The 11,240-nt window shown below is 73.2% G+C and carries 8 protein-coding genes; 7 read left to right on the plus strand and 1 reads right to left on the minus strand.

Annotated features, from left to right (window positions below):
* Positions 1 to 95: 95 nt before the first annotated feature.
* The 7 genes from IEY91_RS30315 (at position 96) to sucD (ending at position 10,178) form a co-directional block, all read left to right on the plus strand.
* Complete coding sequence (locus IEY91_RS30315) at positions 96 to 1,259, plus strand: ATP-binding protein (protein ID WP_229697304.1); 1,164 nt, start codon at positions 96 to 98, stop codon at positions 1,257 to 1,259.
* Positions 1,256 to 3,799, plus strand: coding sequence for a DUF5682 family protein (locus IEY91_RS30320; protein WP_189176379.1), 2,544 nt, complete (start codon positions 1,256 to 1,258; stop codon positions 3,797 to 3,799). The genes IEY91_RS30315 and IEY91_RS30320 overlap by 4 nt, the downstream gene beginning before the upstream one ends.
* Before the next feature lie 329 nt (positions 3,800 to 4,128).
* Positions 4,129 to 5,265 (plus strand): vWA domain-containing protein, encoded by a 1,137-nt coding sequence (locus IEY91_RS30325; protein WP_164328266.1) that lies wholly within the window; start codon positions 4,129 to 4,131, stop codon positions 5,263 to 5,265.
* 197 nt (positions 5,266 to 5,462) lie between these two features.
* Positions 5,463 to 6,425: a hypothetical protein gene (locus IEY91_RS30330; protein ID WP_189176380.1), complete on the plus strand. Its 963-nt coding sequence runs from the start codon at positions 5,463 to 5,465 to the stop codon at positions 6,423 to 6,425.
* A gap of 113 nt (positions 6,426 to 6,538) precedes the next feature.
* Positions 6,539 to 7,657, plus strand: a complete 1,119-nt coding sequence (locus tag IEY91_RS30335) for a hypothetical protein (RefSeq protein WP_189176381.1) — start codon at positions 6,539 to 6,541, stop codon at positions 7,655 to 7,657.
* A 437-nt stretch (positions 7,658 to 8,094) separates the two neighbouring features.
* Positions 8,095 to 9,273: an ADP-forming succinate--CoA ligase subunit beta gene (gene sucC, locus IEY91_RS30340; protein WP_189176382.1), complete on the plus strand. Its 1,179-nt coding sequence runs from the start codon at positions 8,095 to 8,097 to the stop codon at positions 9,271 to 9,273.
* Positions 9,274 to 9,293: 20 nt separating this feature from the next.
* Positions 9,294 to 10,178, plus strand: coding sequence for a succinate--CoA ligase subunit alpha (gene sucD / locus IEY91_RS30345; protein WP_164321567.1), 885 nt, complete (start codon positions 9,294 to 9,296; stop codon positions 10,176 to 10,178).
* A 105-nt stretch (positions 10,179 to 10,283) separates the two neighbouring features.
* On the opposite strand, the gene IEY91_RS30350 is transcribed toward sucD, so the two are convergent.
* The coding region (locus tag IEY91_RS30350; RefSeq protein ID WP_229697305.1) for a SigE family RNA polymerase sigma factor at positions 10,284 to 11,240 on the minus strand (957 nt) is incomplete at its 5' end.

Genomic DNA, 11,240 nt, shown 5'->3' on the forward strand with positions numbered 1-11,240 from the left:
GCAAGACGGCTTCGGCTGTTGATCGTTGCTGCCGCATGCCCGCGCCGCGGCCCCGCCGCGGAGCCCGCGCATGCACGAGCTGGAGGGGGATCACCATGTCTGTTTCCGTCGAGACCGCCGGACCCGCCGGGCCGGCCGCCGAGGGCGCCGATGCCGCCGACGTCGCAGCCGAGGAGGCCGCGCAGGCACTGCGGCCGCACGCCGAGGACGCCTTCGCCGCCGAGCTCGCCGCGCTGGCCGCGCAGGACGACCGCCCGCGCCCCGAGCGGTGGCTGCTCTCGCCGTGGGCCGTGGCGACGTATCTCCTTGGCGGCCCCCTGCCCGACGGCACCGTGATCACACCGAAGTACGTGGGACCGCGCCGCCTCGTCGAGGTCGCCGTCACCACCCTCGCCACCGACCGCGCCCTGCTCCTGCTCGGCGTCCCCGGCACCGCCAAGACCTGGGTGTCCGAGCACCTGGCCGCCGCCGTCAGCGGCGACTCGACGCTCCTCGTGCAGGGCACGGCGGGCACGCCCGAGGAAGCCATCCGGTACGGCTGGAACTACGCGCAGTTGCTCGCGCACGGACCGAGCCGTGACGCGCTGGTGCCGAGCCCCGTGATGCGGGCCATGTCCGAGGGGATGACGGCCCGCGTCGAGGAACTGACCCGCATCCCCGCGGACGTACAGGACACCCTCATCACGATCCTGTCGGAGAAGACCCTGCCCATACCGGAACTGGGCCAGGAGGTGCAGGCCGTCCGCGGCTTCAACCTGATCGCCACCGCCAACGACCGCGACCGCGGCGTCAACGACCTCTCCAGCGCGCTGCGCCGCCGCTTCAACACCGTCGTCCTGCCGCTGCCCGAGAGCGCCGACGCCGAGGTCGACATCGTCTCGCGCCGCGTCGACCAGATGGGCCGCTCCCTCGACCTGCCGGCCGGGCCCGAGGGCATCGACGAGATCCGCCGCGTCGTCACGGTCTTCCGCGAGCTGCGCGACGGCGTGACGACCGACGGGCGTACGAAGGTGAAGTCCCCGAGCGGCACGCTCTCCACGGCCGAGGCGATCTCCGTGGTCACCAACGGCCTCGCCCTGGCCGCGCACTTCGGGGATGGCGTGCTGCGCCCCGGCGACGTCGCGGCGGGCATCCTCGGCGCGGTCGTGCGCGACCCTGCCTCGGACCGCGTCATCTGGCAGGAGTACCTGGAAGCGGTCGTGCGCGAGCGCGACGGGTGGAAGGACTTCTACCGCGCGTGCCGCGAGGTGAGCGCATGACGGCCACGGAGGGGGGCGGGCGCGTGGCGTCCGCGGGTGCGCCCGGTGCGGGCGGGCCGTTGCTGCTCGGGGTGCGGCACCACGGGCCCGGCTCCGCGCGGGCGGTGCGTGCCGCGCTCGACGCGGCGGAGCCCCGGGTGCTGCTGATCGAGGGCCCGCCGGAGGCCGACGGCCTCGTCGCACTCGCCGCCGAGGCGGACATGCGGCCGCCGGTCGCGCTGCTCGCCCATGTGGTGGACGAGCCCGGCCGGTCGGCGTTCTGGCCGCTCGCCGAGTTCTCGCCGGAGTGGGTGGCGATCCAGTGGGCGGTACGGCGCGGGGTGCCGGTGCGCTTCATGGACCTGCCGGCCGCGCATGCGCTGGCGCGCGGCGAGGAGGAGGGAGAGGGGGCGCGTACGGACGGCGGGGGTGAGCCCGCCGAAGAGGCGGCGGACCTGGACTCCGTGCGGATCGACCCGTTGGGGGCGCTGGCCGACGCCGCGGGGTACGACGACCCCGAGCGCTGGTGGGAGGACGTCGTCGAGCACCGGGCCGCGAGCGGGGACGCGTTCGCGCCGTTCGAGGCGCTCGGCGAGGCGATGGGGGCGCTGCGCGAGACGTACGGCAGCGGCGGGCACGAGCGGGATCTGGTGCGCGAGGCGCACATGCGGATCCAACTGCGGGCGGCACAGCGTGAGTTCGGGAGCGAGGGCGTCGCAGTGGTGTGCGGGGCCTGGCATGTGCCCGCGCTGCGGGAAAAGGTCTCCGTGGCCGCCGACCGGGCGGTGCTCAAGGGGCTCCCGAAGGTCAAGGTCGACATGACGTGGGTGCCGTGGACGCACCGGCGGCTGTCCCGGCACAGCGGGTACGGGGCGGGCATCGACTCGCCCGGCTGGTACGGCCACCTCTTCAGTGCGCCCGACCGGCCCGTCGAGCGCTGGCTCACGAAGATCGCGGGACTGCTCCGCGAGGAGGACCGGCTCGTGTCGTCCGCGCACGTCATCGAGGCGGTACGCCTCGCCGACACGCTCGCCGTGATGCGGGGGCGGCCGCTGCCGGGGCTCACCGAGACGATGGACGCGGTGCGGGCCGTCATGTGCGAGGGCTCCGACGTGCCGCTCGCCCTGGTGCACGACCGGCTCGTCGTCGGAGATGTGCTCGGCGAGGTGCCGGACTCGGCGCCCGCCGTGCCGCTGCAGCGCGACCTCACCCGGCTGCAGCGCAGACTCCGGCTCAAACCGGAGGCACTGGAGCGGGAGTTGGAGCTGGACCTGCGCAAGGAGACGGACGCGGCGCGCAGTCGGCTGCTGCACCGGCTGCGGCTGCTCGGGATCGGCTGGGGGGAGCCGGCGGAGTCGCGCGGGAGCACGGGGACGTTCCGGGAGACCTGGCGGCTGCGGTGGGAGCCCGAGCTGTCGGTGCGGGTCGCGGAGGCCGGGGTGTGGGGGACGACGGTGCTCGGCGCCGCCACCGCCAAGGCCGAGGCGGACGCGGTGGGTGCGGCGGCGCTGGCCGACGTGACCTCGCTCGCCGAGCGGTGCCTGCTGGCCGAGCTGCCGGAAGCCCTGCCCGTGGTGATGCGGGTGCTGGCCGACCGGGCGGCGCTCGACGCGGACGTCGGGCATCTCGCGCAGGCACTGCCCGCGTTGGTGCGGTCGCTGCGGTACGGGGATGTGCGGGGTACGTCCACGGGGGCGCTGGGGGAGGTCGCTCTCGGGCTGGCCGAGCGGGTGTTCGTGGGGTTGCCTCCCGCGTGCGCGGGACTCGACGCGGACGCCGCGGCGGCCATGCGGGGGCATGTGGACGGGGTGCATGTGGCGGTGGGGTTGCTGGGGGAACTGGCCTCCTCCGGGGACGGGGGTGGCCCGGGTGGGCCTGGGGCGCCGGCGGACGAGGGGGAGCCCGTCGTGGTGGGAACGGCGGGGGCAGTTGGGGACGTTGACAGTGTGAGGTCGCCTTCCGCCGGGGGCGTCCGGGGGCGCTGGCAGCGGGTGTTGCGGGGGCTCGTCGGTGGGGAGCGGGTCGCCGGGGTGGTGCGGGGGCGGTGTGCTCGGCTGCTGATGGACGAGGGGGTGCTCGCCGAGGGGGAGGCCGCGCGGTTCATGGGGCTTGCCCTGTCACCCGGGACCGAGCCGGGGGAGGCCGCCGCGTGGATCGAGGGGTTCGTCGGGGGCGGAGCCGGGGGCGGGATGCTGCTCGTGCACGACGAGCGGCTGCTCGGGCTCGTCGACACGTGGCTGACGGGGGTTTCGGAGGACGCCTTCGTCGACGTACTGCCGCTGCTGCGGCGGACGTTCGCCGCGTATGAACCAGGGGTGCGGCGGACCCTGGGCGAGCTGGTGCGCCGGGGGTCGGGGCAGCAGTCGAGTGCGGCGCTCATGACCGAGGGCGCGCCCGGGTTCGCGGCGGAGCTGGACCCGGAGCGGGCGGACGCGGCGCTTCCGGTGCTGGGGCTGCTGTTGGGGCTCGGCGGCGAGCAGGAGCGGGGTGGTGCTGGGCGGGGCGGCGCTGCGGACGGCGGCGCCGGGCGGAGTCGGAACCGGCTTGTGGGGGTGGCGTGATGGTGGACGCGGAGACCGGAATGGACTCGGGTGCTTCGTCTGGGCCCCAGGCACTATGGGGGCTTCACCCCCGTTCCCCCCTTTATCGGCCCTCCGGGCCTCGTCCTCAAACGCCGGACGGGCTGGATTCCCCCGGTGTCGGAAGGGGGCCCGCGCCTGCTGTGGGGGGTGCTGCGGTCGGGCGGGCCGCGGTGCGCGCGGGCGTCGGGGCGGACGCGGGTGCTGAGGCGGGCATCGCGGCGAGCGCGGGTGTCGACGCGGGTGCTGTGGGCGTGGGTGCCGCGGGCGAGGGCGCTGGCCCGGGTGGCGATGGTGCCGCGGGGGAGCGGATGCGGCGGTGGCGGTTGGTGCTCGGGGGGGATGGTGCGGAGGGGACCGGGTGTGTGCTGGGTGGGCGGGATGCCGCCATGGACGGGGCGTTGGCCTCGCTTTATGGCGGGGGTGAGAAGAAGGGGCGGGGGCGGGAGCGGTCGGCAGGGCTCGGGGCGTCCGCGCCTTCGGTCGCGCGGTGGCTCGGGGACATCCGGACGTACTTCCCTTCCTCCGTCGTGCAGGTCATGCAGCGCGACGCCATCGACCGGCTGGGCCTGTCCGCGCTGCTCCTCGAGCCCGAGATGCTGGAGGCCGTCGAGGCCGACGTACACCTCGTAGGCACTCTGCTCTCGCTCAACAAGGCGATGCCCGAGACCACGAAGGAGACCGCGCGGGCCGTCGTGCGCAAGGTCGTCGAGGACCTGGAGAAGCGGCTCGCGACCCGCACCCGCGCCACCCTCACCGGCGCCCTCGACCGCAGCGCCCGCGTCAGCAGGCCGCGCCACCACGACATCGACTGGAACCGCACCATCGCGGCCAACCTCAAGAACTATCTGCCGGAGTACAGGACGATCGTGCCCGAGCGGCTCATCGGCTACGGGCGGGCCGCGCAGTCCGTGAAGAAGGACGTCATCCTCTGCATCGACCAGTCCGGTTCGATGGCGGCGTCCGTCGTGTACGCGTCCGTGTTCGGCGCGGTGCTCGCCTCGATGCGGTCCATCAGTACGCGGCTCGTCGTGTTCGACACGAACATCGTGGACCTGACGGATCAACTGGACGACCCGGTGGACGTGTTGTTCGGTACGCAGCTCGGCGGCGGCACCGACATCAACAGGGCGCTCGCGTACTGCCAGTCGCAGATCACCCGGCCCGCGGACACCGTGGTCGTCCTCATCTCCGACCTCTACGAAGGCGGCATCCGCAACGAGATGCTGAAGCGGGTCGCGGCGATGAAGGCGTCCGGGGTGCAGTTCGTGACGCTGCTCGCGCTGTCCGACGAAGGGGCGCCCGCGTACGACCGCGAGCACGCGGCGGCGCTCGGCGCCCTGGACGCCCCGGCCTTCGCCTGCACGCCCGACCTCTTCCCGGACGTGATGGCCGCGGCGATCGAGAGGAGGCCGCTGCCCATACCGGACATGCATACGCATCGGTAACAGGGGGCTTGCGCGACGGCCGGACCTTCGTGCGAGTATCGACGCCTTCGCCCACGCGGAGCGAGAGGTTCCGCGTGCTGTGCCCGTCCCCGTAGTCGTCGTTGCTCCCGTCGCTCTCTTCACCCCCTTCGCCCTCGTCTCTGTTCCGTACGGAAGGTCGTCCCGCCGTGGTTTCCGCAGCCGTTCAGCCTCGTGTGGTGGCGCGCTTCGTGCGCGCGGCCGCCGGGCGGCGTGCGCTGCGGGTGCTCGTGCTGCTCGCGGGGCTTGTCGTCATCGGCCTCGTGTGCGGGGAGCGGGCGCGGGCGGCGGACGGCGGGGCGGCGGCGACGGATGTGGTGCGGTCGGTCGTGGGGGGAGTGCCCGGTACGTCGGGTGCCTCCCGGGCGCCGGACGCGGCCGAGTCCGACGTGGCCGAGTCCGACGTGGCCGACGTGGGCGAGCCCGCCGCCAAGTCCGGTGCGCGGCCTGTGGTGGAGCGAGTCGCGCGTCCCGCACGGGGTGTCGTCGATGGGGCGGCTCGGGCGGTGGACGAGGTGCGGTCGGGTGAGTTGCCCGACGTGCGGTCGCGTGCGCTGCCTGACGTTCGTCGGGTGCTGCCCGAGGCCGGTCGCGTACTGCCCGAGCCTCAGGAGCTGTTGCCCGAGCCGGCCCGGCCGGGTGCCGGTGCCGGGCGGGGTGACGAGGGTGGGGCTGGGGCAACGACGCCCGTGCCGCCTGCCGTTGAAGACGGTGGGGAAGGCAAGGGTGACAAGGACGGCAAGAGAAACCGGGATGGGCGCGGGGACCGCAGCGTCGGCGACAGCCGTGGTGGCCGTGCGGCCGCTTACGGGCCGGGCCTCGACTCCTCGTATCCGCACGGCGGTTGGACGCCGCCGAGTGGCGACGGCTCCGGTGAGCGGGCGCGGGACGCTGTCCAGGACGGCGCCGCGTTCGGTGAGCACGGGACCGGAGGGCGCGGGCAAGGGCCGATGCCCGGTCGGCCGGGCGGTTGTGTGAGTGGTCAGTCGGCGGGTGACGGGAGTTCGCAGCGTCACGCCGAGCAGTGTGCGGCCGGTTTCGGTGGCCGTGGTGAGGTCCGCCTTGCGGCCGGGGCGTGTGCGTCGGCCGGTGCGGATCCGGTACGCGAGAGACACCGGGACGTCCTCGAATTCCCTGGCTAGGGCAGGCCTGTTCCCCTGCTCGACCTGCCGCGCGCGGGGGCGGCACAGGTCTGCCCGCCGGCCGTATGGGCCGGTTCCACAGCCAGAACCAGTTCGAAGGATCCGACGTACATATGAACAAGAACATTCGCCGTTCCATCGTCATAGCCGCCGGGGTCACCGGTGCGTGGGCGCTCGGCTCGGCCGTGGCCAGCGCGGACGAACTGCCCGCGCACTCCGTCGCGGTGCCCGACCAGGCGGCCGACACCGTTGAGGTCGTCGACGACATCAAGGACGTCAAGAAGGACGTCGAGGGCGTCAAGGACGTCACGGGCGCGGTCGGTGACGTCAAGAAGGTCGCGCCGGGCGTGCAGGACAACGTCTCCGACGTGCGGGGCACCGTCTCCGGCGTCGAGGACAAGGTCGACCTCTCCGGCGCGCGGGACGTCCAGGGAAGCGTGCGCGACGTCCAGGGCAAGGTGTCCGACGCCGAGTCCCGGGTGACCACCGTCAAGGACGCCACGAAGGTCGAGGACGCCAAGGGGATCCAGGACACCGCCGAGATCGACTACCTCTTCGGCCCCCTCTCCGCCTTCGCCCCCGACCTCGACGACGTCAGCAACACCACCGGCACCATCGGCACCGTCACGGACACGGCCAAGGGCGCCGCCACCGGCACCGTCACGGGCGCCACCGCCGACCTGCCGGGAGTCGTGGACGGCGCCTCCGACTCCGTGCTCCCGCCGGTCGCGGGCACCGCCGTCGACGGCGTGGTCCCCGTGGCGCTGCAGGCGGTCGGGGACGTGAGCTACCTGGCGCAGGGCGTGCTCGGCGACGTGCAGCCGTTCGCGGGCGGCGTCGTCGCGGACGTGCCGCCGTTCGCGCAGGCGGTCGTGGGCGAGGACGTGCAGCCGTTCGCCGGTGGCGTGGTCGGCGCGGTGCAGCCGCTTGTCGGATCGGTGACCGACCAGGTCAGGCCGGTCGTGGGCGGCGTCGGCGGCAGCGCCGATGGCCTGGCCCAGGGCGCCGTCGGCGATGTGTCGCCGTTCGCGGGCGGCGTGCTCGCCGAGGTGCAGCCCTTCGCGGGCGACCTCACCGGTACGGTCGGCGCCGACGCCCACTCGCTCGCCGGGAACGCCGTCTCCGGCGCCCAGGGCGTGACCGGCTCGGTCACCCCGGACTACCTGCCGGGCGGCGGCGCGACCGGCCTCCCCGTGTACGACGCCGCGTACCAGTCGACGTACACCGGCTGACGCACCAGCCGACGTACACCGGCTGATCACGCAAGCAAACGCACGGGCCCGTCGCCCACCCCCGCGGCGGGCCCGTGCGCGCACGCCTCCGGGACCCACCCCACCCGGAAACGAAACGCCCCCGGAGCCCGCCCCGCCCGGTGACGAAACGCCCCCGAGCCCGCCCCGCCCGGTGACGGAACGCCTCCGGGTGACCCGCACAGCCCCGGCAAGGCCCCCGGCCCGCACCCCCGCCACACGATCTGTGACAGTCATCACCGCGCAAATGTGACCTGCGATTTAGGGACCCACGTCCCGCGGCGATAACCTGCGAGACGGACATGCCGCGTCCACGGTCACCGTGTACGCCTCCCTTGTGACAGCGCAGTCACGTTGCCCTTCGCGGCACGCCCACGCAGAAAACGAACCGCGAGATCACTGAAAAGGGACGGACGCGCGTGGACCTGTTCGAGTACCAGGCGAGGGACCTCTTCGCCAAGCACGGTGTACCGGTGCTGGCCGGTGAAGTCATCGACACGCCTGAGGCGGCGCGCGAGGCCACCGAGCGGCTTGGCGGCAAGTCGGTCGTCAAGGCACAGGTGAAGGTCGGTGGCCGAGGCAAGGCCGGCGGCGTGAAGCTGGCCGCGACCCCGGACGAGGCCGTCGCTCGTGCGACGGACATCCTCGGGATGGACATCAAGGGCCACACGGTCCACAAGGTGATGATCGCCGAGCTGTCCCCGGAGATCGAGGCGGAGTACTACGTCTCGTACCTCCTCGACCGCACCAACCGCACCTTCCTCGCCATGGCGTCGGTGCAGGGCGGCATGGACATCGAGGAGGTCGCGGAGAAGACCCCCGAGGCCCTCGCGAAGGTCCCGGTCAACGCCGTCGAGGGCGTGAACATCGAGAAGGCCCGCGAGATCGTGGCCCAGGCGAAGTTCCCGGCCGATGTGGCCGAGGGTGTCGCCGAGGCGATGGTGACCCTGTGGGACACCTTCGTCGCCGAGGACGCGCTCCTCGTCGAGGTCAACCCGCTGGTGAAGACCAAGGACGGCCGGATCCTGGCCCTGGACGGCAAGGTCTCGCTCGACGAGAACGCCGACTTCCGCCAGCCCGAGCACGAGGCGCTCGAGGACAAGGACGCAGCCAACCCGCTCGAGGCTGCCGCCAAGGCCAAGAACCTCAACTACGTCAAGCTCGACGGCGAGGTCGGCATCATCGGCAACGGCGCGGGTCTCGTCATGAGCACCCTCGACGTCGTCGCGTACGCCGGTGAGAACCACGGCAACGTGAAGCCGGCCAACTTCCTCGACATCGGCGGCGGCGCCTCCGCCGAGGTCATGGCGAACGGCCTGGAGATCATCCTCGGCGACCCGGACGTCAAGTCCGTCTTCGTCAACGTCTTCGGCGGCATCACCGCCTGCGACGAGGTCGCCAACGGCATCGTCCAGGCCCTGGAGCTCCTCAAGTCCAAGGGCGAAGAGGTCACCAAGCCGCTGGTCGTGCGCCTCGACGGCAACAACGCGGAGCTGGGTCGCAAGATCCTTTCCGACGCCAACCACCCGCTCGTGCAGCGCGTGGACACCATGGACGGCGCGGCCGACAAGGCCGCCGAGCTCGCGGCCGCGAAGTAAGGGAAGAGGACTCCAGAACCATGGCTATCTTCCTCAACAAGGACAGCAAGGTCATCGTCCAGGGCATGACCGGTGCCACGGGCATGAAGCACACCAAGCTCATGCTGGGTGACGGCACCAACATCGTCGGCGGTGTGAACCCGCGCAAGGCGGGCACCAGCGTCGACATCGACGGCACCGACATCCCGGTCTTCGGCTCCGTCGCCGAGGCCATGGAGAAGACGGGCGCCAACGTCTCCGTCCTCTTCGTGCCGCCGGCCTTCGCCAAGGCCGCCGTCGTCGAGGCCATCGACGCCGAGATCCCGCTCGCGGTCGTCATCACCGAGGGCATCGCCGTCCACGACTCCGCCGCCTTCTGGGCGTACGCGAAGTCGAAGGGCAACAAGACGCGGATCATCGGCCCGAACTGCCCGGGTCTGATCACCCCCGGCCAGTCCAACGCCGGCATCATCCCGGGCGACATCACGAAGCCGGGCCGCATCGGCCTGGTCTCGAAGTCCGGCACGCTGACGTACCAGATGATGTACGAGCTCCGTGACATCGGCTTCTCGTCGGCCGTCGGCATCGGTGGCGACCCCATCATCGGTACGACGCACATCGACGCGCTCGCCGCGTTCGAGGCCGACCCCGACACCGACCTGATCGTGATGATCGGTGAGATCGGCGGCGACGCCGAGGAGCGTGCCGCGGACTTCATCGCGAAGAACGTGTCGAAGCCGGTCGTCGGTTACGTCGCGGGCTTCACCGCGCCCGAGGGCAAGACCATGGGCCACGCCGGCGCCATCGTCTCCGGCTCCTCCGGCACGGCCGCCGCGAAGAAGGAGGCCCTCGAGGCCGCCGGCGTCAAGGTCGGCAAGACGCCGACCGAGACGGCGAAGCTGGCGCGCGCGATCCTCGCAGGCTGACGCGCTCAGTTACTGAAAGCGGGCCCGCACCCTTCTGGGTGCGGGCCCGCTTTCGTCGTCCGCGGCAGTTGCCACGTGAGCTCGGGCGTCACCTGAGCCCGGTTCTCACCTGAGTTCAGGCAGCAGTCGTGCCGGGCCGTGGTGCGGTTCCGCGCGGAGCTTCTGGCGGAGGGCTTCGTCCTCGTACGACAACGGGCCCGGGCCCATCCTCGGGGGGACGCCGCTGATGGCCCGGCCGGGGGCCTGCGGGGGCTCGTAGCGGGTGGGGGCGGTGCGCACCGTGAGGGCGGTGGCGCCGATGATCAGGGCCGTGAACGCGATGGCGGCGCGGGTCCAGAGGCGGGCGCGGCGCTCGCTGCCGAGCCGGACGCGTTCCGGGCGCGGCCGGCGCAGCCGCTCGGTGCGGCCGAGGGCGTCGAGGTGCTGGTGCAGGAGTTCGGGTCGGCCGTCGACGTCGGGCACGGCCTCGGCGACGGCGCGGCGCGCGTGCAGCAGGCGGTACGCCGCGGTGGGCGTGGTCGCCTCCGTCTCGGCGGCGGTCTCGGGCAGGTCCAGGCCGACGCCGTCGTAGAGCAGGAGCGTGCGGCGGCGTGCGGGCGGCAGGCTCAGGAGCACGGTGAGGACGGCACGCTGCGCGGCCTCCGCGGGCGGGGTGCCGGGCGTGTGGTGGGAGCGGCGGAAGCGGTGCCAGGGGGACAGCGCGTACTCGTGCGCCGCGGCCCGCACCCAGCTCGCCGGATCACGGTCCATCGCGACCTCGGGCCAACGCTGCCATGCCAGTTGGAAGGCCCGCTCGACGGACTCCTCGGCGAGCCCGCGGCGCCCGGTCAGCGCGTACGCCTGCCGGACGAGGGAGGGCGCGGTGCGCGTGCAGAGCGCGTCGAAGGCGGCTTCCGGGGTGTGGGGGGAGGGGACGGGGCGCTTGGCGTCGGGGTCGGGGGCGGCCATGGGGTCGGGGGGAGCGTCCGGGTCCAGCTCGGGCTCCGGGTCGCTCGCCGCGTCCGGGCTCCGCGCCGCGTCCGGGCTCCGCGCCGCGTCCGGGCTCCGCGCCGCGTCCGGGCT

It is taken from the genome of Streptomyces lasiicapitis (assembly GCF_014646335.1).
Classification (GTDB): Bacteria; Actinomycetota; Actinomycetes; order Streptomycetales; family Streptomycetaceae; genus Streptomyces; species Streptomyces lasiicapitis.

Bases quoted from the DNA above. Each gene is read 5' to 3' on its own strand.
- sucD (WP_164321567.1), top strand. From the start codon at position 9,294: ATGGCTATCTTCCTCAACAAGGACAGCAAGGTCATCGTCCAGGGCATG.
- IEY91_RS30325 (WP_164328266.1), top strand. From the start codon at position 4,129: ATGCGGCGGTGGCGGTTGGTGCTCGGGGGGGATGGTGCGGAGGGGACC.
- IEY91_RS30335 (WP_189176381.1), top strand. From the start codon at position 6,539: ATGAACAAGAACATTCGCCGTTCCATCGTCATAGCCGCCGGGGTCACC.
- IEY91_RS30320 (WP_189176379.1), top strand. From the start codon at position 1,256: ATGACGGCCACGGAGGGGGGCGGGCGCGTGGCGTCCGCGGGTGCGCCC.
- IEY91_RS30315 (WP_229697304.1), top strand. From the start codon at position 96: ATGTCTGTTTCCGTCGAGACCGCCGGACCCGCCGGGCCGGCCGCCGAG.